General features: G+C 34.2%; 19 protein-coding genes. All 19 read right to left on the minus strand.

Annotation, left to right across the window (positions count from 1 at the left end; genetic code table 11):
* Window positions 1-13: 13 nt before the first annotated feature.
* Window positions 14-1,465 (minus strand): glycosyl hydrolase family 28-related protein, encoded by a 1,452-nt coding sequence (locus H2O64_RS11695; RefSeq protein ID WP_187562387.1) that lies wholly within the window; start codon window positions 1,463-1,465, stop codon window positions 14-16.
* Window positions 1,466-1,554: 89 nt separating this feature from the next.
* Complete coding sequence (locus H2O64_RS11700; protein WP_187562388.1) at window positions 1,555-3,153, minus strand: SGNH/GDSL hydrolase family protein; 1,599 nt, start codon at window positions 3,151-3,153, stop codon at window positions 1,555-1,557.
* The gene (locus H2O64_RS11705) at window positions 3,153-4,592 is read right to left on the minus strand and encodes an MBOAT family O-acyltransferase (RefSeq protein ID WP_187562389.1); all 1,440 of its coding nucleotides are present in this window, start codon (window positions 4,590-4,592) and stop codon (window positions 3,153-3,155) included. The genes H2O64_RS11700 and H2O64_RS11705 overlap by 1 nt, the downstream gene beginning before the upstream one ends.
* A gap of 17 nt (window positions 4,593-4,609) precedes the next feature.
* Window positions 4,610-5,161 (minus strand): hypothetical protein, encoded by a 552-nt coding sequence (locus tag H2O64_RS11710; protein WP_187562390.1) that lies wholly within the window; start codon window positions 5,159-5,161, stop codon window positions 4,610-4,612.
* 19 nt (window positions 5,162-5,180) lie between these two features.
* Window positions 5,181-6,380, minus strand: a complete 1,200-nt coding sequence (gene wecC / locus H2O64_RS11715; protein ID WP_187562391.1) for a UDP-N-acetyl-D-mannosamine dehydrogenase — start codon at window positions 6,378-6,380, stop codon at window positions 5,181-5,183.
* 8 nt (window positions 6,381-6,388) lie between these two features.
* Window positions 6,389-7,513 carry a non-hydrolyzing UDP-N-acetylglucosamine 2-epimerase gene (gene wecB / locus H2O64_RS11720; RefSeq protein ID WP_187562392.1) on the minus strand — a complete coding sequence of 375 codons (1,125 nt, stop codon included), beginning with the start codon at window positions 7,511-7,513 and terminating at the stop codon, window positions 6,389-6,391.
* 118 nt (window positions 7,514-7,631) lie between these two features.
* A complete protein-coding gene (locus H2O64_RS11725) occupies window positions 7,632-8,891 on the minus strand; it encodes a nucleotide sugar dehydrogenase (RefSeq protein WP_187562393.1) in 1,260 nt (419 codons plus the stop codon).
* Complete coding sequence (locus H2O64_RS11730; protein ID WP_187562446.1) at window positions 8,881-9,876, minus strand: SDR family oxidoreductase; 996 nt, start codon at window positions 9,874-9,876, stop codon at window positions 8,881-8,883. The genes H2O64_RS11725 and H2O64_RS11730 overlap by 11 nt, the downstream gene beginning before the upstream one ends.
* A 282-nt stretch (window positions 9,877-10,158) precedes the next feature.
* Entirely contained in the window at window positions 10,159-11,565 is a 1,407-nt protein-coding gene (locus H2O64_RS11735) for a hypothetical protein (RefSeq protein WP_187562394.1), read from the minus strand.
* 1 nt (window position 11,566) lies between these two features.
* Window positions 11,567-13,030, minus strand: coding sequence for an MBOAT family O-acyltransferase (locus H2O64_RS11740; RefSeq protein ID WP_187562395.1), 1,464 nt, complete (start codon window positions 13,028-13,030; stop codon window positions 11,567-11,569).
* A 173-nt stretch (window positions 13,031-13,203) separates the two neighbouring features.
* A complete protein-coding gene (cysQ, locus tag H2O64_RS11745; RefSeq protein ID WP_187562396.1) occupies window positions 13,204-14,001 on the minus strand; it encodes a 3'(2'),5'-bisphosphate nucleotidase CysQ in 798 nt (265 codons plus the stop codon).
* 343 nt (window positions 14,002-14,344) lie between these two features.
* Window positions 14,345-15,190, minus strand: coding sequence for a dTDP-4-dehydrorhamnose reductase (gene rfbD, locus H2O64_RS11750; protein WP_187562397.1), 846 nt, complete (start codon window positions 15,188-15,190; stop codon window positions 14,345-14,347).
* Between the two features lie 87 nt (window positions 15,191-15,277).
* On the minus strand, window positions 15,278-15,811 hold the full coding sequence (gene rfbC / locus H2O64_RS11755; protein ID WP_187562398.1) for a dTDP-4-dehydrorhamnose 3,5-epimerase: 534 nt from the start codon (window positions 15,809-15,811) through the stop codon (window positions 15,278-15,280).
* Window positions 15,812-15,819: 8 nt separating this feature from the next.
* Window positions 15,820-16,677, minus strand: coding sequence for a glucose-1-phosphate thymidylyltransferase RfbA (rfbA, locus tag H2O64_RS11760; protein ID WP_187562399.1), 858 nt, complete (start codon window positions 16,675-16,677; stop codon window positions 15,820-15,822).
* Between the two features lies 1 nt (window position 16,678).
* Entirely contained in the window at window positions 16,679-17,701 is a 1,023-nt protein-coding gene (gene rfbB / locus H2O64_RS11765; protein WP_187562400.1) for a dTDP-glucose 4,6-dehydratase, read from the minus strand.
* Window positions 17,694-18,761, minus strand: coding sequence for a hypothetical protein (locus H2O64_RS11770; RefSeq protein WP_187562401.1), 1,068 nt, complete (start codon window positions 18,759-18,761; stop codon window positions 17,694-17,696). Before H2O64_RS11770 ends, rfbB begins: the two co-directional genes overlap by 8 nt.
* Window positions 18,762-18,766: 5 nt before the next feature.
* Complete coding sequence (locus H2O64_RS11775) at window positions 18,767-20,464, minus strand: DUF6909 family protein (RefSeq protein WP_187562402.1); 1,698 nt, start codon at window positions 20,462-20,464, stop codon at window positions 18,767-18,769.
* A gap of 42 nt (window positions 20,465-20,506) precedes the next feature.
* Window positions 20,507-22,006, minus strand: a complete 1,500-nt coding sequence (locus H2O64_RS11780) for a GH3 auxin-responsive promoter family protein (RefSeq protein WP_187562403.1) — start codon at window positions 22,004-22,006, stop codon at window positions 20,507-20,509.
* 69 nt (window positions 22,007-22,075) lie between these two features.
* On the minus strand, window positions 22,076-22,948 hold the full coding sequence (locus tag H2O64_RS11785; protein WP_187562404.1) for a M23 family metallopeptidase: 873 nt from the start codon (window positions 22,946-22,948) through the stop codon (window positions 22,076-22,078).
* Between the last annotated feature and the right edge of the window lie 96 nt (window positions 22,949-23,044).

A 23,044-nucleotide genomic window follows, 5' to 3' on the forward strand; every position in this document is an offset into this window, starting at 1 on the left:
TGCGTTTGGTTTGTTAAGTATTTAGTGGTTTATGAAGCCATGTTGTGTCTTGTTCTATTTCATGAGTATTATTATAACACTTATATCCACTTGGAGCATTCTTCCGATCTAAGTAATCTGGAAGTTTTCGTGGATTTAACACATATCTTTTTGACACTTGTAAATCTATGTGTTCTTTTTCGACTCCGTCATAAATGAGTAATCTTCCAAATCGGCAATCAATATTAATATGACGACTCCTCTTGTGAATATAGATTTCTCCATGTGTTAAATCAACGCCATTCAAATGTATGTTGGCACAATCAGACAAGAAAATTCCTGGTAATACCGTTGGTGGTGGAAGATTCGGATTTTCATCATTTACGGCACCTAAGCCAGAAGAAAAGAATCCTCCAATAATATGCAATCCAGAAGCTTGCGTAGCACGTACAGTTTCACCGTCCACACTTGCGCCTGCAAACCAACAATTGATAAGTGAAGCATCTCTAATTCTTCTTCGTCCACTATACTCACCATTTTGATCATTTTGATTACTCTCCATAATGATCGCTCTTTTTGCTTTTGCATTTAATGTAAACACTAAATTTTCTCCTTTCCATTTTGATACAGATGGACAGTATACAATATTTCCATTACTATCAACACATGATGTTTCCTCGGATATTAGTGAAACAATATTGGCATCAAAGTCATTTACACCATTTAAATCAGGGATATCAATACTCAAATCTTTCAATCCGCCACCTGAATTGTTAGAACCATTTGCATAAAATCTAAAAAAGGCTCCTTTTTCATTTGCTACTGGTAATACATTAATAGTAGCAGGATTATTATATTCATGCGCAATTAATAAACGTGTTCCGTGTGGTGAAGTACCCATGTTTCCTTCACCTTCAATCACAACTCCATATTTAATAGTACTAATAAATGTTCTAAAATAATACCTTCCTGAAGGAATAAAAATCGTTTTCCCTGGTCGTGTGTAAGCACTGTTATTATAGGTATTTATTGGAGGAAAAAATTGAGGTGGTTGTAAATATGTACCTTTGGAATCCCTTTGTCTGATAGCAATATCAAATTGCGCATATTTTAGCGCTGCGTTTAATGCTGGTGAAACATCAGATCCGCTAGGTCGTGCTCCAAACCAACGCAAATTGAGTTTCCCTCTATCCCATTGACGTGTCCAATTACCATTTGGGTTTGTTTGTGATTTACAAACCATTCCGTCATAATTGGCGTTGTATCCAATTTTTAGCATTGCTTCAAAAGATGCATACGGGCTTTTTGGGTTGCGCGAATCAGGAGCAATGTTTTGATAGAAAGGTTCAAGTTTAGAAACGGCATCAAATATAAAAAAACCGCCACCGCCATCTTCATCATTTAGATACCCTCTTACATACACCATTTCTTTGTCAGATGGTGAAGTATAGTTATATAATTCTTCTAAACTTTCTACTACTGTCATTGTATTGTGTTTTGATGTTACCAAAATACTATAAATATTTGACAGCAATACGCGAAACTGCTTTTGTATTTGTGTTGTAGTGTCTTAAATTAAAGCTTTAATTCTTTAATAATATATGTTGCGAGTTTTTCGTGTCCATCTGCATTGAAATGCAATACATCTATTTTGTCTCTTACACTTCCTTTAGTATAAATTCCAAAGTTCTCTTTTGATAAGAGATAAGAAGCGTCTACAAAGGCTACATTCTTTTCTTTACAATAGTGTTTCACACTTTCTTGTAAAGCTTTGTATTTTGCTTTTTGCGGATACGCAGTTTTATCTTTATTGTGCCAAAATGGTGTAAATAGTAACACATTTTGTGCTTTAGTTTCTTGTTTTGATAGAAAATCAATTAGTGAAAACATATTTTCTTGGATACGTTTCCATTCAGCAGCATCGTACGTGTACGAAACGTGCAGACGCTCTTTAAGTGCTGCTTCAAAATCCGGGTTTGGTAGTATGTTCTCTCCTATTTTTCCATCGTATACAGGTTTTGCCGCTATATCATCAAACCAAACCGTTCCTGAAGCATTGTAGAATAGTATGTGTGGCTTTATAGAGGTTACTTTTTTATCAAACCGAACACGTGTTTTTACTTTTTCCCAGTCGTGTGTACCTTTATTAAATTGTAATCCTTTGAAATGCCATTTGCTTGTACCATCTTCAAAGAATACTTGAAAATTTAAACAGTATAGTTTTGCCTTTGAGACATTTTTAGCTTTACTCCATCCTGAAAATTCAAAAGTATCTGTGGGTTCTTCTAAAACAATATCATCTCCTAACCATCTTGCGCTTGTCGTTTCTTCATTAATTATTTTTAAAGAACCTCTTCCTGTTTTAGCTTCAGTTTTATCCCAACCTTTACTATTGTCTAATTTTTGATTTAATGTTCTCCAATATTCAGGAATTGCTGTTGGTTTCTCTTCGTTTATCAGTGCTGAAAATCCAGTAATTTCATTATATAACCAATATTTAATAGCACCTCTGTTATTGTAAATATCAATGTTATTTTCAACAATTTTATCAACACTAGTTCTTATTTTATCATTTAAACTTAATGGGAATAATTTTTTAAATATTTTAGGATTGAATACTTCATAATCTTCATTTTCAACAGATTTAACGGTTGGTCTTACTTCATCTTTTACACAATCCCAAGGCGTTGCCGAAATTAATATTCGGGTTGGTTGTATCACTTGAATTCCTTTTTCTGCAATAATTAATTTCTCTGAGGTTTTCATTCCTCCAAGAGATAAATTGTATGTGTTATAATTTGTATAGGTAGTTATTTTTCTTGAAACTAGTTTTTGATATTCAATATTTATATTTTCACCTTGCAATACCCGTAATTGAGAGGAACCTATCATTAATAATTTATTTCCTTCAGCGTATTTTAAATTCTTAAGAACTTTATGTATTTGAGTTCCTTTAGTTGGTTCAAAAGTTAAATCGCCCTTTGCTATTAATGCATCTAATAACCGTGTTGAAGATACTGACATTTCTTTTACATCTTTATCCAATTTGAGATATAATTCCGCTTTTAGACTGCTTGAAAAAATGTTTATTACAGTAACAGATAATCCTAAAAATAGCACTATTGCTATTATGGCCTGAATGAGAAATATACGATGTTCTTTTTTTATAGCCATTAGAATTGAAAGTAGATAAATGCTTGATTATTGTCACTACCAAATAAGAGTATTAAGAATATTGCCAAACCAAATAATGCGCCTTGCAAATATGGGTTCGAAAACATGTGCTGTTGTTGTTCTTCCACTTCTTTGTAATATTTGATTCCTAAGAAATGTCCTATTACAGTAATTCCTAGTAAAGCAATAAATACTATTGGAATTGTATCGTTGATCGATTCTGTTGGTATAAACATATTTTGTAATACTTGTGTAGCATCACCAAATGTTTGTGCTCTAAAAAATACCCAAGTAACCATTACAAATATCATAGTTAAAACCCACGCAAATACAGTATATGCCGATGCGCCTAGTTTTGAGAATTTGAAATTGTCTGCGTATTTTGTTTTGTATAGTTTGTGTATGATTAATGCTCCTCCGTGCAATCCGCCCCAAACGACAAAGTTCCAGCTTGCGCCGTGCCAAAGTCCTCCAAGAAGCATGGTAAGCATTAAGTTTCTGTAATAGAATATTTTTTTAGATACTCTACTTCCACCTAGCGGAATGAACAGATAATCGCGCAACCATGTTGATAGACTGATATGCCATTTTCTCCAAAAAACAGTAATATCAGTAGCATTATACGGCATGTTGAAGTTTTCCATTAACTTAAAACCTAACAATGCTGCTACACCAATTGCCATATCTGAATATCCTGAGAAATCACAATAAATTTGAATACTGTACGCCATGACACCAACCCAAGTAGTAATGATTCCAAATTGATCTGGATTTGCAAATAGCGGATCCGAAAATTGCGCAATATTATCTGCTATGACTACTTTTTTGACCAATCCTAAGATGATATAATTCGCGGCAAGTTGAAAGTTAATATCTCTAAAGTATTGATTTATTTTTAATTGCGGAATGAAATCAATAGCTCTTACAATAGGTCCTGCGACTAATTGCGGAAAGAATGTTACGTATAATGAAAATTCAAAGAAGTCTTTGGAAGGTTTTATTTTTCCATAATAAATATCTATCGTATAACACATGGATTGAAATGTGTAAAACGAAATTCCCACGGGCAATACTACGTCTACAAAAAAGTTAGACCCAGAGATGTCGTTTACCGTTCCTAGAAAGAAATTGACATATTTGAAATACGCCAAAAATCCTAAGTTGGTAATTAAACTAAGAACTAAGAATAGTTTTTTTCGTTTTTGCGAGGTACTAGCGTGAATTTTTTTACTGGCAATATAATCGACCACGGTAGAGAATAGTATCAATAGAATAAATAAAGGATTCCATGACATATAAAAGTAATAAGAAGCTAAAAGCAAGAATACAATTCTTGCTTTTAGCTTCTTATCATCGTCTTTTATACTTCCTAGTATAAACCAATATACTATAAATACTATCGTAAAGAATACTAGAAATAGAGATGTTGAAAAAATCATCTAGTGATAAATATGTATTACTTAGGCAACGTAATTTTTCTTACCGTTAGCATTTTTTTATTTATAACACCTTGATCATTATAGAAATAAAATTTAGCTTGAAGAAATTCTTTTGGAATCATTTCAAAGTCCTGAACTACAACAACACCATCATCTAAACTAAATAATTTGCATACTGAAGGTACTTGTTTTGATTTTCTTTTTCTGTAAATAGCATCTTTAAATTTAGAAGGATCTTCTGCATAGAATACCGCAGAAACTTTTAAATCTTGTACTTTAGCGAAGTCTGTACCTTCTTCTAATCCGTAGATTAATTGGTATTTGTCTCCACCTTTGCTTTCTAATGCAATAAAATCAAGTTTTAAGTCTTCAGCAAACTCATATCCGCTATCAAAAATATAGTTTAATTGTTGCGGAACATCCGTTAATTTAGGGTATGTTGGCGTTGTTACTTCTGGTGTTACTACGTCTGTTTTCTTGTCATCCTGTGCAGGTTCTGTTTTCTTTTTTTCATCCGATCCACATGCGATCAGAAAAAGACCAAGAACTAATACGAATACTTTTTTCATTGTGTTTTGTTTTTACTAATTAACTTACGTTACAAAAATCGATAACAGTTTTATCAACTGTTAAATCTTTAAATTCATTATGCGCTACTAAATATACAATAATATCTGCTTGTGCCACAGCTTCTTGCATATCGTGAATTTCAAATGCTTTGTGTGAGTTTACGTTTGGCTCTACCGCCAATACATGGAAACCGTCGTTTACTAACGTATTGGTTACCAATAATGCTGGCGATTCACGTAAATCATCAATATTTGGTTTAAATGCCAATCCCATACATGCGATTTTAGCATCTCTTCCGTTGTCTATTTTAAATTGTAACGCTGTATTTTTTACTTTTTCAATAGCCCATTCTGTTTTGTAATTATTGATTTCTCTTGCTGCGCGAATGATTTTTGCTTGCTTTGGAAATTCAGATACAATAAACCATGGATCAACAGCGATACAATGTCCACCAACGCCTGTTCCTGGTTGTAGAATGTTTACTCTTGGATGTTTGTTTGCTAAGTTGATTAATTCCCAAACATCGATTCCAGCTTCATCACAAATCATAGAAAGTTCGTTTGCAAATGCAATTTGAACATCTCTTGATGAGTTTTCAACCAACTTACACATTTCTGCTGTTTTTGCATTGGTTTTGTGCAATTCTCCTTTTACAAAATGCTTATAGAATGCTACAGCTCTGTCTGTTGATGCTGCATCAATTCCACCGATAGCTCTATCATTATGCTCTAATTCATAGATTACATTTCCTGGTAATACACGTTCTGGACAATATGCCATGTGTATTTTACCGTTCAATTCTGGACGTTCTGCCTGAATTACTGCTTGCATTTTTTCTGTAGTTCCAACCGGACTTGTAGATTCTACAATAACCAAAGCGCCTTCTTTTAAAGTTGGCAATAAAGCTCTTGTTGCTGCTTCTACATACGAGATATCTGGCTCATGATCACCTTTAAAAGGTGTTGGAACTGCAATTAAATATACATCTGCTTCTGCAGGTGTTGTACTTGCTGTTAAATATCCTTCTTTTACTACGTGATGTACCAAACCATCTAAATCTGGCTCAACAATGTGGATTTCTCCTTTATTAATAGTATCTACAACATGTTGATGAATATCAACTCCTGTTACTTTTATTCCTTTACTTGCAATTAACGCTGCGGTAGGAAGTCCAATATATCCTAGACCTACCATAACAACACTTGGTTTATTCCCCATGATTCTTATTATAATTTTGACATGTATTTTACGATCTTATCACAAGCAGTTCCATCTCCATACGGATTGTGTAGTTTACTCATTTTGTGATACGCTGATTCGTCTGTTAGTAATTTTGTAGCTTCTTCAATTATTCTTTCTGTATTTGTTCCTACTAATAATACCGTTCCTGCATCAACTGCTTCAGGTCTTTCGGTAGTATCACGCATTACTAATACAGGTTTTCCTAAACTTGGTGCTTCTTCTTGTACGCCGCCACTATCTGTAATGATTAAGCTAGACTTATCCATTAACCAAACAAATGCAGGATATGATAACGGTTTGATTAGGTTTACATTGTTGATATCGCCTAATAATTCGTAAACTGGCTTTTGTACGTTTGGATTTAAGTGTACAGGATATATAATTTGTGTGTCAGGATGATCGGTTGCAATTTGCTTTAACGCGCTGCATATATTGATAAATCCTTGTCCGTGATTTTCTCTACGGTGACCAGTAACTAAGATTAATCGTTTAGAAGTATCTAAAACTCCTTTTAAATCTTCAATTTCTTGATCTTCAAAACCAGTAGATTTTACTTTGTTTGCACTAAAGTGTAATGCATCAATTACCGTATTTCCAGTAATCAGTATGTTTTCGTCTGCTACGTTTTCGTTTAACAGATTTTTCTTTGATGTTTCCGTTGGAGAAAAGTGATAGTCACAAATACTTCCTGTAACACATCTGTTCATTTCTTCTGGAAACGGTGATCTTGTGTTGAATGTACGCAATCCTGCTTCCACATGACACACTTTTGCACCTGAATAGAACGCTGCAATACTCGTTGCCATGGTTGTGGTAGTATCTCCGTGAACGTAAACAAAATCTGGTTGGAATTCTTCCAAAACAGGTTTTAGATTCGTAATAATATCCGCCGTTAAGCCATATAAATTTTGATTAGGCTTCATTAAGTCTAAATCATAATCGGGAGTTATTTCAAAAAATGAAAGTACTTGGTCCAACATTTCTCTGTGCTGTGCCGTGATACAAACTCTTGTTTCAAAAGTGTCTTGGTGTTTTAAAAATTCCTTTACCAAAGGTGCCATTTTGATAGCTTCTGGTCGTGTACCAAATACAATTAGATTTTTTTTCATCAGTTTGTTTTTATTCTTTTAATTCTGTCAGATGTAATTCGCAGTAAACATATTGGTTTGGGTGAACTAATTGTTTGTGCTCATTGCATTGATTCTTATCTATTTATTATTCTAACGGCTATAATCTTTCGGTTACAATTGGTTTTGGAAGGAAATTTTTCGCGTCAAAAATAATACATCCTTCTTTAAAAAAGGGAGTTACGTCAATTTTATTGAAACTTTTATGCGCAACTGCCAAAATAATCGCTCTAGTGTCTTTTGAAATCGACGAAACGAGGTCAATATTATATTCCTTTTTTACTTCTGAAGCGTTTACATTATCGTCAAATACCTCAACTTCAATTCCATACTCTGTGAGTTCATGTACAATATCAATCACTCGTGTGTTTCTAATATCAGGGCAATTTTCCTTAAAAGTGATTCCCAAAATGGTCACTTTAGCGCCTTTGATTAGTTTTCCTTGTTTAATCATGAGTTTTACAACGCGTTCTGCAATGTATTTGCCCATATTATCGTTTATTTTTCTTCCTGCAAGAATGACTTGCGGAATGTATCCTACGCTTTTTGCTTTGTACGTTAGGTAATACGGATCAACGCCGATGCAATGTCCGCCAACCAAACCTGGCGTAAATGGTAAAAAGTTCCACTTTGTGCCTGCGGCTTCTAATACTTCATGCGTGTCAATCCCTAGTTTTCCAAATATGAGCGCCAATTCGTTTACAAACGCAATGTTGATATCACGTTGCGAATTTTCAATCACTTTTGCTGCTTCTGCTACTTTTATAGAAGATGCTTTAAACGTTCCGACCGTGATGATGCTTTTATAGATTTCATCAATCGTATCTGCAATTTCAGGCGTACTTCCCGAAGTTACTTTTACAATGTTGCTGACTCTGTGTGTTTTATCGCCTGGATTGATTCTTTCTGGAGAATATCCACAATAAAAATCTGTATTAAATTTTAATTGACTTTTTGCTTCCAGAATTGGCACACAAACTTCTTCTGTACAACCCGGAAACACCGTAGATTCATAAATTACAATATCATCTTTCTTCAATACCGAACCAACCAATTTTGAAGCTGATTCTAATGGAAATAAATCTGGAAATTTATGATCGGTAATTGGTGTTGGTACCGTAACAATGTACACATTTGCTTTCGCGATGTCCTCCGCTTTGTTTGTGTACTGTAAACTTGAAGCTTCTTGCATTTCTTCATTGCTTACTTCCAACGTATGATCTTTTCCTTGCTGCAATTCTTGAATTCGTTGCAGATTGATATCAAATCCAATGACTTGAAATCCCTTTTTACTGAATTCAACAGCCAAAGGCAACCCAACATATCCTAAACCTATTATGGAAATTACCTTATTTTTCATTTGCTACAGCTTGCTTTTTAAAAAAGTCGTACGTAATAGCCAAACCGTCACGCACATTGTATTTTGGATTGTAACTTAAGAGTGTTTTTGCTTTTGTAATGTCTGCCAGTGAATCTCGCACATCGCCAATTCTGCTTTCACCATAAGTAACTTCCACCGTGCTTTTTGTAAATTCTTTGATGTTGTTCCACAAATCGTTTACACTAATACGATCGCCAACCGCTACATTTACTACTTCATGTTGTGTAATTTCTGCAAATAATGACTTGATATTTGCCTGTACTACATTTTCGACAAAAGTAAAGTCTCTTGTTTGATTTCCGTCACCATTGATTGTTACTTTTGTGTTATGTATTCCTGCATTGAAAAACAACGGAATTACTGCCGCATACGCGCCTTTTACATTCTGTTTTGGTCCAAATACGTTGAAATAACGCAATCCAATGGTATGAAAACCAAAATGTTTAGAGATATTGTCTGCGTATAATTCGTTTACATATTTTGTAATTGCATACGGAGATAACGGTTTCCCGATGATTTCTTCTTGCTTTGGCAATGCTTTGCTATCGCCATACGTACTTGAAGAAGCTGCATACACCATACGTTTTACGCCTGCATCGCGTGAAGCAACTAAGATGTTTAAAAAACCCGAAATGTTTACAGCGTTTGTTGAAATTGGGTCATCAAATGATCGTGGCACCGAACCTAACGCCGCTTGATGCAATACGTAGTCTATTCCATCCACTGCTTTTTTGCAAGTTTCTACGTCTCTGATATCACCAAGCATGAATTCGAAATTCGGATTTGACTCAAATTCCTCAATATTGTGTTTGAAACCCGTAGCCAAGTTATCTAATACACGTACTTTTTTGGCATTGTGTTTTAGTAGATATTCGACCAAATTAGATCCAATAAATCCTGCGCCACCTGTGATTAAAAAACTGTTGGTTTCTATACTTTCGTGATGATATGCTTCTTGATACATGGTGCTATAATTCGCTGCAAAACTAGCCATAAATTTTAACACTAGGAAATAAATGATCTTTCTGGGGAAATACCCTTTTTTACAAGGGTTTTATCACCCTTTTTTTTATGTTATTTTTCTAACAATAAACCAAGGATTTAGCAGATTTTCCTTGTTGTATTTTAGGGTTTTGTCGGTTTTGATAATTTAGGTTTCTAACCTAGGAGTATTATTGCTGCTAATATTTTTTTGATCCAAAAACTCTTATTTCTAAATATGAAGATTTGTTTTTAGCCTGAGATTCTACTTTTGCTTTAGTTTAAAGTTTGTTACGCGCTTCATTTCACTAACATCATTACCGTCATACAAATATGTTGTAAAACGTTTTATATCTGTCATTGGAATTTCTTTTGAACTAACAAATCTTACATAATAATCGGAAGTCTCAATTAATGGAGTTCCAGTAGCACCAATAACCATTTTTCCTCTCTTTCTTTCTGCTTCACTTAACAATTTATCTTTCTGAGCATCAATTGGCTCAAAATGTAAACTGAATTTATAATCTTCAATCTTTTTAATATTAGATTTTTTATCAATAAAGATTACGATATTATAAATATCATCCTCACGGTGTTGTATGTAAATCTTATTTATAGTAATGTCTTCAAAAGGACTAAAAGGTTCATCTAATAGCTGCTTAGAATTATCCGAAGCGATGTTTTTAATTAAATACTCTGGAGTTGTTTTTGCAATTTCTGCATTTTTTTCTAGATCTAAGTTATTTTCTATTACTTCAATTAAAAGATCTGTTGCCTTCACTGCTCCTCTACGGTTTAGGTGTAATGCATCGTAAAAGTCCGATTTAACAAAGTTGTTTTTTGCATAGTCTTTATCAAAGTCAATATACGTAACATCTAGTCCTTTGATCAATTCGTTTGTCACAGTATGTATTTCTTCAACATATTGAGGATTTGATTGGTGTTTGAATTGTGGCGCTCTAGCAAGCACTAATTTGATGTCATTTTCTTTACAAAGCGCAACTATTTTTTTGAAATAGTCTTTATTGTCTTCTGTAATTTCATACGATGTTGGTAGTTTGCCTAAAGTTTTAGCAATTCTTGCGTCAGTACCTTCTACATTTAAATTTCTGAATCCTAAAAAAGGATTTTCTTTATATGTGTATTTCGAATTTTTTTCTATAAATTCAAAATTAGACCATTCGCTGTGATTTCGCACCGTAGGAAACATAGCTTCTATCATTTGCGTTTTGGTTTCAAAAACGTTATAAATACTAACCATTTTATTAAAAGATAGCTTCTGTCCGTCGATATTTTTATAATTAAATTTTCGTCTTTTCCCAACATTAGAATTTTTAACATCTAATGCATACGCTTCCACTACTAATAATTGAGGTTTACTATATTTTAACATCTCTATTAAGTTAAAATATACTTGTTGTACAGATATACTCGCACTCGATAAGTTAAATGATTTTAGTGAGGATTTTGAATTGATAATTCTTGGGTCAAAAGTAGAATACGCTACTGAGTTTCCCATAATCACCACGTCGTAATCTGTTCCAGTATTGGAGTAAAACTGAGTCCACGTTTTGACAGAGTGTTCTTTGGTTTTGAAGTATTTATTTCCCAGAAAAAGGAAAAGAACAACAATCGTTGTTAGTACAAATAGTTTTAGGAATAGCTTTTTCATATTAAAACTGGAAATAAATAAATTCTGATTCTTTGAATGAGCCGTATACTCCAAATATAATCATCACAACAGCGGCAGCAATATAAAATCCCCATCGGACAGTAAAATGTTGACGTGCTAATTTTGTTGCCATATTAATTCTGTAATGAAACCATTCAAAACCTAACATTAATATGATAAATATAAATGATGCATAGAATTCTACTGCATTTATACCTAAGTCGGATGCTATGTTTATATCTCCCATTTGAAAGGAGAATATTTTTTCAATAATAATCCATGAATCTTTTGCCGAATTTGCTCTAAAAAATATCCACGCAAAGCATACAATTGTAAATGTAATAGTGATGAAAAACAGCTTTCCAATTATACTTTTTTTAGTCAGCTTGATAGATTCAAAAAAGCGTTTTCGTTGTTTGCTAGTCACTTTTTCTAACACAATAATAATTCCGTGAATTGCTCCCCATATTACGAATGTCATTGCGGCGCCGTGCCATATTCCGCTAATAAAAAATACCATGAACAAGTTAAAGTAGGTTCTGTATTCTCCTTTTCTACTTCCACCTAAAGGAATATACACATAATCTCTAAACCAAGTGGATAATGAAATGTGCCATCTTCTCCAAAATTCTGTAATTGATTTAGAGAAATACGGCCTTTCAAAGTTTTTCATAAGATCAAAGCCCATGGTTCTTGATATTCCAATAGCAATGTCAGAGTATCCTGAGAAGTCACAGTAAATTTGAAAAGCAAAAAAGATGGTTCCTATGATAAACTCTACTCCCATGTAACTATCTACATTGTTGAAAGTTTCGTTTACCACAATTGCCAAGCGATCTGCAATAACCATTTTTTTAAAAAGTCCCCATAATATCAACAATATTCCGCTTTTTACTTGCGCATAGTTGAACGTATATTTTTTTGAAAATTGCGGTAAAAGGTGTGAAGCTCTTTCAATTGGTCCAGCAACTAATTGAGGGAAAAAGGCAACAAACGTAAAAAAGGCAATGATATCATTTGTCGGTTGAAATTTTTTCTTGTAGATATCAATGGTGTAACTAAGTGTCTGAAACGTATAAAAACTAATTCCCACAGGGAGAATAATATTGAGCGTTTCTATATTCAATTGTGTACCAAATAAACTAAATGCGTCTACAAAGCTTTCAATAAAGAAGTTAAAGTATTTAAAATATACAAGGAAGCCCAAGTTTACCAGCAAACTACCGTATAATAGGAGTTTCCGCTTTTTTGGTGATTCTTCTTTACCTAGTTTTTGTCCAATATAATAATCGACAATTGAACTTATAATAATGAGCGAAAGAAACTTCCAATTCCAACTACCGTAAAAATAGTAACTAGCTGCTAAGATGAATAGATTTCTCAGACGTACGTTTTTTGCCAACGACCAATATATTACAAACACTATCGGTAAAAAGATGGCAAAGTCTAATGAATTAAAAAGCATTTTTTATTGTAAGTGTTTAGTCGATTATGAAAATTGCAAATAAATCTAAGCTTGATATAATAGCTTTATTTTTAGGCATTAATAAGTTTTAACTCCTTATGAACACGGCGCGAATATAAGAAAAAATGCTTATATATCAACTTTGAACTTACCAATAGCTTCGTAAATAAAAACTACTTTTTTCGAACAAGAAACCAAGGATTTAAAAGATTTTCCTTATTGTATTTTAATGGTTTATTGGTTTCTAAATCGTAAGCTTCGAGTCCGACAGCATTACAAATAGCGTGTCCCGCGGCTGTGTCCCATTCCATTGTTGGTGCGTACCGCGGATAGTAGGACGCTTTTCCTTCTGCCATGAGACAGAATTTTAACGAACTTCCTGCTTTGATGAGTTTTGTCTGTTTTTGTTCGCCTTCAAACTTTGCAATTAAGTCGAATATTTGCTGATTGGTATAGGAACGACTTGATGTAATGGTGATAACGTCACTTTCATTCGCTGGAAATATTTCAACTGCATGTTGTAACATATCCGCCGTAATGTTATGTTCGGCTAATTCTATTTTAAATGCTTTTTGTTCCGCAGTAATTGCATAATACAATGCTTTTTGTGCTGGAATGTAAATAACACCTAAGATTGGTTTTCCATTTTCAACTAATGCAATGTTTACGGTAAATTCTCCATTTCGTTTTATGAATTCTTTGGTGCCATCAAGTGGATCAACGATCCAACATTGGTTCCAGTTTTTGCGAACTTCAAATTTTGCATGTTCTCCTTCTTCACTCATAACAGGAATTCCTGTGCTTTGTAATGCTTCTTCAATGTAATCGTTTGCCTTTTGATCTGCAATGGTTACAGGAGAATTGTCTGCTTTGGTTTCTACCTCAACGATTTGATTTTCGTAGATATCCATAATTAGCGCGCCTGCGTTTACAGAAGCTTCAATGGCGTTGTATAGATAGGTTTGTATCAATTTAGGAATGATTTTTACTGTTTATTTTTATTTTATAATATGTGTTCTACACTAGTATTACTTGAGGGTTTTTTGCTTTTTTAATACTGTTTTAAACTAAGTGCCTAATTTTTAGATTCTTATTTTCATTTTCTTTGCTCGCACAATAGATACTGAATCAAGTTCAGCACAGGCGTCAACAAAAGAAAATGCGCTTTTTCCAGAGGTATTTTTGACTGAAAAAGTCAAAATCGTATCTGTTTTTCTAAATTTTCTCCAAGGCTTCAAAAATTCTTAACGAAAAACAGCTACTATACTTCGGAAAAAGAAAGATGCAAATTGTTTTATATGAGCCTTTATAGTATTATTTCATAAGATTACGCAGGCTTTCTTGCCATGAAATCGTTTGAATGATTGTGCGCACTTTCGTTTTGTCGAGAACGCTGTTTTCTGGGCGAGCGGCTTTGGTTTTGTAACTAGCTACAGATTGCAACGTAGGTTTTTCGGCGGAAGCCAAATTTAAGTTTTTAATAATTTCTTTCGTGAAATCGTACCAAGTCGCTTCACCTTCATTGCTAAAGTGATAAATTCCGTAATCGGTATTTTCTGTGTTGATAATTTCCAGAATGAGTTCCGCAAGATCATTTGCGTTGGTGGGCGTTCCTTTTTGCTCCGTTGTTATGGTTAGGTTTGCCTTTTCTTTTGCTTTTTGCAAGATGGTTTTGTAGAAATTCTTGCCAAATTCAGCATATAACCAAGACGTCCGAATGATGAAATGATTCTGTATTGCTTCTTGAATGTTTTGTTCGCCTTTTAGCTTAGATGCGCCATATACACTAATCGGATTGGTTTGATCAGTTTCTAGATACGGTTCCGTTTTTGTTCCATCAAATACATAATCTGTAGAAATATGAATCAACGTTGTGTTGTGTTTTGCACAGGCTTCCGCCAGATGTTTCGCGGCTTCCGCATTTACTAAATACGCTTTGTCTGTTTCGCTTTCAGCTAATTCTACATTGGTGTACGCAGCACAATTCACACAATAATCAATTGCATGAGTTGAAAAGTAATCGTTTATAGCTTCACGATTGGTAATGTCTAATTCGCTTGACGATTTGAAGTGGAAGTTAATTCCTGAGTGTTGGTTTTGTATTTTTTGAATACACTGTCCTAATTGACCATTTGCGCCAGTTACTAAAACCGTTTTCATGTGTTTATATTATTTGTTTTTTTATTGGTCACATGTTGTTCGCTATTAATCATTCCCTTGGGTGATAATCTTTTTAACATGCTCGTTTCATAGCGATAATGATTTCAGGTATGGAAGTTCTTTGTCTTTGTCAGATAGCATGATTTCTTCTTCAGAAAGCATCCAATCAATGGCAATTTCAGGATCGTTGTACATAATGCCCGATTCTGCTTCTTTGTTATAAAAATTGTCACATTTGTATGCAAAAATTGTATCGTCTTTTAAGACGATGAAACCATGTGCAAATCCTCTCGGCACAAAGAGTTGTTTGTTGTTTTGATCGTTTAAAACTACGGAAAAATGTTGTCCAAAGGTTTTAGAATTTGGTCTGATATCAACCGCAACATCTAGTACTTCGCCACGAATGACACGTACTAATTTTGCTTGTGCATGTTCGCCTGTTTGAAAGTGCAATCCGCGCAATACGCCTTTTTGCGAAGTAGATTGATTGTCTTGTACAAAGTGTACGTCCGCTGGAAATTTTTGTTCGTTATAACTTTCCATAAAGCTTCCTCTAGCATCTCCAAATATTTGAGGTTCTATGATAAAACAGTCCGCTAATGGTGTATGTGTAATGTTCAAGACTTAGTTTATTGTATTTCTAATAGATGTTTTCCGTAACCACTTTTTAATAATGGTGTTGCCAATGCTGCTAATTGTTCTTTGGTAATGAATCCCATTCGATATGCCGCTTCTTCTATGGCTCCAATTTTGAGTCCTTGACGTTCTTCAATGACTTGTACAAATTGTGAAGCTTGCATTAATGAGTTGAATGTTCCGGTGTCGAGCCAAGCGGTTCCTCTATCGAGAATGCTGACGCTGAGTTTTCCTTTTTCAAGATATACGCGATTCACGTCTGTTATTTCGAGTTCGCCACGTTTGCTTGGTTGAATGTTTTTGGCAATTTCTACCACGTCATTGTCATAGAAATAGATGCCTGGAACTGCATAGTTTGATTTTGGTTCTGCAGGTTTTTCTTCAATAGAAATTGCATTGCCATTTTCATCAAATTCAACAACTCCGTAACGTTCTGGATCGTGTACATGATATGCGTAAATGATACCGCCATCCGGATCGTTATTTGCTTGTAATAGTGCTGCCAAACCTGAACCGTAAAATATGTTGTCCCCTAAAATTAACGCAACTTTGTCGTTTCCGATAAATGTTGAGCCAATAATAAATGCTTCTGCCAATCCGTTTGGTAATGCTTGTTCTGCATAGTGAAATTCACATCCGAATTTTTTCCCGTCGCCGAGTAATTTTTGGAATAATGGTAAGTCTTGCGGCGTAGATATGATGAGTATTTCACGAATTCCAGCACTGATGAGTGTAGATACTGGATAGTAAATCATCGGTTTGTCATATACAGGCATTAATTGCTTACTTACGGCTAAGGTAAGTGGATGCAATCGTGTTCCTGATCCGCCTGCTAATACGATTCCCTTCATGCTACTCGTTTGTTGTGTATTTTTGTAAATACCATTCGATCGTTTTCAAAATTCCAGATTCAAAATTTTCTTCCGCTTTCCAACCCAATTCATTTTCTATTTTGCTTGCATCAATTGCATAGCGAAAATCATGTCCTGGCCTGTCAGACACAAAGGTGATTTGTTCTTTGTAAGAAGCTTCTTTTGGCTGTAATTTGTCTAATAATTCACATATTGTTGTCGCAATATAAACATTATTACGTTCGTTTCTTCCACCAATGTTATAGGTTTCACCTGTTTTTCCTGTTTGATATACTAAGTGAATTCCTTTGCAATGATCTAATACGTATAACCAATCGCGGATATTTGTTCCATCGCCATAGATAGGAATGTTTTCACCCGAAATTGCTTTTCGGATAATGGTTGGAATTAACTTTTCATCATGTTGCTTTGGTCCGTAATTGTTGGAACAATTCGTCGTGATAACGTTCATTCCATAGGTATGAAAATAACTGCGCACAATAAAGTCTGACGATGCTTTGGAAGCACTGTACGGACTGTTTGGTGCGTACGAGGTATCTTCTGTAAATAAACCTGTTTCTCCTAACGTTCCGTAAACCTCATCGGTTGATATGTGATGAAATCTACAGGTTTCGTATCCTTCTTTGACTTGATTTGGACCATTCATCCAAAACTTTTTGGCAACATCTATTAAATTAAATGTACCAAAGATGTTTGTTTGAATAAACGCATCGGGGTTTTTGATAGAGTTATCTACATGCGATTCCGCAGCAAAATGAATGACTGCTTTAAAATCGTACGTTGTAAATAATTTTTCAATGATCCCTCTATTACAAATATCGCCTTCCACAAAGATGTAATTTTCATGATTTGCAACTTCTGCAAGATTTTCTAAATTTCCTGCATAAGTAAGTTTATCAAGGTTTACAAGGATTGTGTCCTGGTGTTGTTCCAAGAAATATGGAATATAGTTTGATCCTATAAATCCGGCTCCTCCTGTAATAAGTACAGCGTTTTTAGGCATTCGATCGTCTGTTTTCTGCGTATGTGTTTAAGTATTTGTTTAGTTCTCTTAATAAGATAAATACAAATAATAGTAATGATGTAATGATTGGAATTCTAAACAAGTAACTGTCATAGAAGTGTCGTATTTGTGCTCCATCAGAAAAATTACTCAACACATTGATTGTTTCTTTCTTAAATTCTTTGTCTTCAGCAATTTTTAACAAACGAGCTGCGATCTCTTCATCTAAGCTAAAAAGCTCTAATTCGCTTGTTTTTATAGTACTTGATGCCATTTGAATGCTTGTTTGTGATTGGCTCGTTTTTCCAGCTTCACTTCTTATGGCTTTGTTGTAGACATCACGTAACGTATCAATTTTTATTAAACGTTTATTTAATGCTGCTTCTTCAGAATTCAAATTACGAAGCGTGATTTCTTTTTGCTTCTTGATGTAATCATTCTCTAGATTTACCTTGATAAGTTTGTCTTGCAATAGACTAAAAATATTTATCTCTCCAGAAGCTACACCAATTTCATGTCTTTCAAAATTTAGTGGGTCTACGCTTCTTTTAAATTTTTCATAGTCTATTTCGCCAGCAACATTGATACTATCTGTTTCCTTCATGAACCTATCATACGCCTTTAACATATCTATTTCAGATACATTAGGCTCAATAGAAACACCTTTTATAGCTCTTGCTTGGGTTTCTGTAATCCCAAAAAGAGTTGATAATTGGACACTATCTCCACGTTGAACTAATCCATTATAATATTTAATGTTTGAATATAATTGTCTCGCACTTCCATAATTGGTTTGTACAATCATATCTGAACCAAATACAATTGGTTGTCTAGAATCAATAAACCATCCAATAGCAACACTCAGTATTCCTACTATGACAAATTTTATGACATGAACTCTAACAATAATTAAAGCTCTAATAATTAAATCTAAAATAAATAAAAGAGCATTCCTTATAAATGCAAAGAATCGGTTCATTGCTCTACCCATCATTCTAAATAAGTCTCCTAAGTCTACTTCCGTAGATTTTTGAGGGGTATTTTGCATATTTTCACTCATATTTTTTAGTTGTTAAATAGTTGTTCTAAAATTTTTCTTGTAATTAAATATGTTGGTTTTACGCCTGTTGTTCCCAATCCGCCAGAAGCTAAGGTGCTTCCTGTTTCTAATGGATTATCTGAAGCATAATAGGCATAACGCACTTTTACCTCTTCTATAATACTTTTTCTAATTTTTGAAGCAGATTGAATTGCTTTTTGATAATGTGCTCCTTCCATTTCTAGTCCAATCACATTCCAAGTAGAATCATGAAAGAATTTTAAGATGTCTTTGTTTTGTAATGACGTTCCTAAAACGGTAATCATGGAGCCTTCAAAAACTTCCAATCCATGACCTTCCAAGTCTTCTTTTTGCAATTCGTTTTTAAAAGGATAATTGTCTGCTGTTCCTTCAAATATGTGTGCAGAAGGAATCATAATATCTCCTTTTCCACCTTCTAATATACCAGCTTTTCCCATAATGGAAATAGACGCTACATTTAAGTACTCTTTCTGCGTTTTGTCTTTGCTTGTGTATGGTTTTAAAAACTCATCTATCGTTTCGTACGCTTGTTCTCCAAATGCATAATCCATGACAAATAAAACCGGTTTTTCATCATCATTTTTAGCTGAACACGTATAGGTTGTTTTGCTAAAATCAATTTTTGCGGTATCAAAAACTTGTACATTAATGTTGGTTCCTGATTCATCTTCAATGTAAATCATTCCTCTTTTCAACGCTTCCTTTTCTACTTTATTTCGAAGCGCATCATTTCCGGATGTACTTAATGCTTCAAAAACATCAAATTCATCATCATTCACCTTAAGTTGTTTTTCTAATAATTTTGGCGCAAATATAGAATTCATCACACTGTGCATATTGGCACTAATGATGTGAATTGGTCTGTGTAATAAGTTATTTTCCTTTAGTACTTTTTTGATATTGTTTGCCCAAATTTCTCCATGAATGTGATGTCCTAATCGTTCTCGCAATACAGGACTAAACGTAATGGTTCTTTTTTCTCCTTTGGTCACTTCCGTAATGGCTAATTTTCCTAACCAATAAATAATGTTCAGAAAACGCTCAGGATGTTCTTTAGTTGAAAATGTTTTGTGTGCATCTAAGATTTCCTCAAAAGTTCTTCCTAGAATATTTGCTGTGTGTGTAATTGCAATTTCGCGTTCCGCAAGTGTTAGCTTTTTCTTTTTACAAACTGCTGCTTCCAGTTTTACCCAATCGCGCGTAGTTTCTCCATCTTCTCCGATCAATACACGGTTGCTAATTTTGTGCGATTCTATAAATAAAAACGTCAAATGCGTTAAAATATCATAGATTTCTGAGCGTCCACGCGTAATTTCAATGTTCATCTGTTCCTCATCAATTCGGTAACAGTTTCTTCTTCTTTTGGGTGGAATGATAACTTTAAAGTGCGAATTTTTGTAGCCTTCATCCGAAGTTAGGTTGATAAAACGACATTCTTCAATACCAATTGGCAAACGATCAATTACATATAACAAACCGTTTATTTCTGCCTTCTGTTCTGCTACAGAGCCATATATTTCGGGACGTAACAACAATAACGCTTGTCGTAATGTTTCTCCAGAAACGCCCATTGGTTTGTAAAATCCACGATTAAATAAATGTCTCATGGTTATGTACAAACGTTCAATAGCTCCTGATGATTCTTGCGCTCTTGTTCTTTCGTGTATTTTAATGTTACTCATATATGGTTTTTCCGCACAAAAATACAAGTTAATTTGATATTTCTAAGCTTTTTCGTAATTCGTTAGTGTTTCTGCAATTTTTCTATCGTTAGACAATCTAGGAATTTTATTTTGTCCACCCAATTTTCCAATCGATTTCATGTAATTTTGAAATCCATCTTTCTGAATTTTAGTCACTTGCAAAGGTTGTAATATTTTCCCTTTAATCAAATCCAAATAGTAACTGTTTTGTGCTTGTAATGAAGCGTCTATTGTTTTGGAAAACACTTCCATGTTTTCAGGTTCTTTTTCAAATTCTATAAACCATTCATGATACGGTAATCCTACTGCAGGATCAATTTGTGGCGCTACTGTAAATTCATTAATGCTTGCACCAGAATCTTGCAATGCGTCATTTAATGCGTGCTCTACTTCTTTTCCGATGACGTGTTCTCCAAATGCCGATATAAAATGTTTGATGCGTCCCGAAACGATTACTTTATACGGTTTTAGCGATGTAAACTCAACAGTATCGCCAATATTGTAGCCCCAAAGTCCTGCGTTTGTGGAAATAATCATAACGTAATTTACACCAAGTTCTACATCTTTTAGTGTGATTCGTGTTGGATTTTCATCAAAAAAAGTATCTGCTTTGATAAATTCATAAAAAATTCCCGATTTCAGTTGCAACAACATTCCTTTGTCGTTTTGTTGATCTTGAAATGCAAAAAACCCTTCACTGGCTGGATATAATTCTATGCTATCTACTTTTCTTCCAATGAGATTTTCAAACTTATTTCGGTACGGTTCATAATTAACACCTCCAAAAATGAACAATTTAAAGTCTGGGAAAACGTCGCCAACTTTTTTGCCTGTTCGTTCTTGAATGCGTTCAAAATACATTTGTACCCAGGAAGGAATTCCGCTGATGATCGCCATTTTTTCAGGCAACGTTTCGTCTACAATGGCTTCTACTTTTGTTTCCCAATCGTCAATACAATTGGTTTCCCAACTTGGCATTCTGTTTTTTTGCAAATAACCCGGCACATAATGTGCTACAATTCCTGAGAGTCGTCCGAGTTTTACGCCGTTTTCTTCTTTTAATATTGGACTTCCTTGTAAAAAGATCATTTTTCCGTTGACAAAATCTGTGTTTCCTGTTTCAGCGATGTAGAGTAAAATAGCGTTTCGAGCTGCTTCTACATGTGTTGGCATAGATTCTTTGGTAATCGGAATGTATTTTGAACCGGAAGTTGTTCCAGAAGTTTTGGCAAAGTATACAGGTTTTCCTTTCCAGAGAATGTCTGCTTCACCCGCGACAACTTTGTCTACATACGGTTTTAGTCCTTCATAATCTCGTATGGGAACACGTTTTACAAAATCTGCATGCGAATGTATATTTTCAAAATCGTGATCTTTTCCAAACTGTGTTTTCGTTGCTTGCTTGATCAATTTTTTAAATACCTTTTCTTGCGTTTTAATAGGATTGTTTGCCCATTTCAAAACTTTCTTTTGAATGCGCTTAGCAAAAGGTTTAGCAAGTAAGGCTTTTAGTGATTTCATCTGCTTTTCTTTATTTCTCTGATTGGATCAGATGCAACGTATTCATATTCAGAATCGTTAGAACTCATTTTATCGTTTAAAATCAATAAATGTTGTCGGATTAATTGGATATCCTTCACTCCACAATTCAAAATGCAAGTGCGGACCTGTCGTTAATTCGCCAGTGTTTCCAACCGTAGCAATAACTTCGCCTGCTCTCACCAATTCGCCTTGTTGTTTGGTTAAGGTTGCGTTGTGTTTGTATATCGAGATTAAATTATTAGGATGTTCTATAATCATTACATATCCGGTAGAAGCTGTCCATTCGGAAAAAATCACGGTTCCGTCAGCCGTAGCTTTCACAGGTGTTCCTTTGGGCACAACAACGTCAATGGCAAAGTGTTTTTCTTTCGGATTGTATTCTTGTGTAATTTCTCCTTTTACGGGCGGAAATAGCACAAAATTTACTTTGGACGTTGCCGTTTCAAACAAATTATATTTGTCTTCTTGGGCAACTTCTTCTCGTAGTAACGAATCTTGTTTATTTGCTGTTAATTTGAGTTCTTCAGCGTCCAATTCAAACGATTTGTATAACGAATCTTTATTAATGTTTTCGCTTTTTATTTCTCCCGTAAGGACATTACGAATAGACATTAAATATACAGAATCTCTTATTTTAGCTTGTTCTAAAGAATCTATTTTTTCGTTCAATTCAATTGCTTTTTGTTTTAAAGCTGTCGATGAATAACCCGGAATGTATTCTCGTAATGAAGTAAAGGCAATTAAAAATGTGGTCAATACAATCAGAAGAATCACGGAAAACGTGACCAACACAAAAACATTTAAGCGTGTGAGTTTAAAAGAAATACGCTCTTCAAAAGTATCTTCGTTCAAAATGACCAAACGATACTTGTGCAAAAGCTTGTTTCTTAATCGCTGTTTTTTCTGTTTATCTTTTGCCATAAGTCTATTATACACTACAAACTTAAAAGAAAATTATTAGGAATAAATTGTATCGAAGTGTTTTTTTTGATGTTCTTTACAGCTAGGTGTGTATTT

The sequence above is a fragment of the Kordia aestuariivivens genome (assembly GCF_014397005.1).
GTDB lineage: Bacteria > Bacteroidota > Bacteroidia > Flavobacteriales > Flavobacteriaceae > Kordia > Kordia aestuariivivens.

Bases quoted from the DNA above. Each gene is read 5' to 3' on its own strand.
- H2O64_RS11695 (WP_187562387.1), bottom strand. From the start codon at position 1,465: ATGACAGTAGTAGAAAGTTTAGAAGAATTATATAACTATACTTCACCA.
- H2O64_RS11700 (WP_187562388.1), bottom strand. From the start codon at position 3,153: ATGGCTATAAAAAAAGAACATCGTATATTTCTCATTCAGGCCATAATA.
- H2O64_RS11705 (WP_187562389.1), bottom strand. From the start codon at position 4,592: ATGATTTTTTCAACATCTCTATTTCTAGTATTCTTTACGATAGTATTT.
- H2O64_RS11710 (WP_187562390.1), bottom strand. From the start codon at position 5,161: ATGAAAAAAGTATTCGTATTAGTTCTTGGTCTTTTTCTGATCGCATGT.
- wecC (WP_187562391.1), bottom strand. From the start codon at position 6,380: ATGGGGAATAAACCAAGTGTTGTTATGGTAGGTCTAGGATATATTGGA.
- wecB (WP_187562392.1), bottom strand. From the start codon at position 7,513: ATGAAAAAAAATCTAATTGTATTTGGTACACGACCAGAAGCTATCAAA.
- H2O64_RS11725 (WP_187562393.1), bottom strand. From the start codon at position 8,891: ATGAAAAATAAGGTAATTTCCATAATAGGTTTAGGATATGTTGGGTTG.
- H2O64_RS11730 (WP_187562446.1), bottom strand. From the start codon at position 9,876: ATGTATCAAGAAGCATATCATCACGAAAGTATAGAAACCAACAGTTTT.
- H2O64_RS11735 (WP_187562394.1), bottom strand. From the start codon at position 11,565: ATGAAAAAGCTATTCCTAAAACTATTTGTACTAACAACGATTGTTGTT.
- H2O64_RS11740 (WP_187562395.1), bottom strand. From the start codon at position 13,030: ATGCTTTTTAATTCATTAGACTTTGCCATCTTTTTACCGATAGTGTTT.
- rfbD (WP_187562397.1), bottom strand. From the start codon at position 15,190: ATGAAAACGGTTTTAGTAACTGGCGCAAATGGTCAATTAGGACAGTGT.
- rfbA (WP_187562399.1), bottom strand. From the start codon at position 16,677: ATGAAGGGAATCGTATTAGCAGGCGGATCAGGAACACGATTGCATCCA.
- rfbB (WP_187562400.1), bottom strand. From the start codon at position 17,701: ATGCCTAAAAACGCTGTACTTATTACAGGAGGAGCCGGATTTATAGGA.
- H2O64_RS11770 (WP_187562401.1), bottom strand. From the start codon at position 18,761: ATGAGTGAAAATATGCAAAATACCCCTCAAAAATCTACGGAAGTAGAC.
- H2O64_RS11775 (WP_187562402.1), bottom strand. From the start codon at position 20,464: ATGAGTAACATTAAAATACACGAAAGAACAAGAGCGCAAGAATCATCA.
- H2O64_RS11780 (WP_187562403.1), bottom strand. From the start codon at position 22,006: ATGAAATCACTAAAAGCCTTACTTGCTAAACCTTTTGCTAAGCGCATT.
- H2O64_RS11785 (WP_187562404.1), bottom strand. From the start codon at position 22,948: ATGGCAAAAGATAAACAGAAAAAACAGCGATTAAGAAACAAGCTTTTG.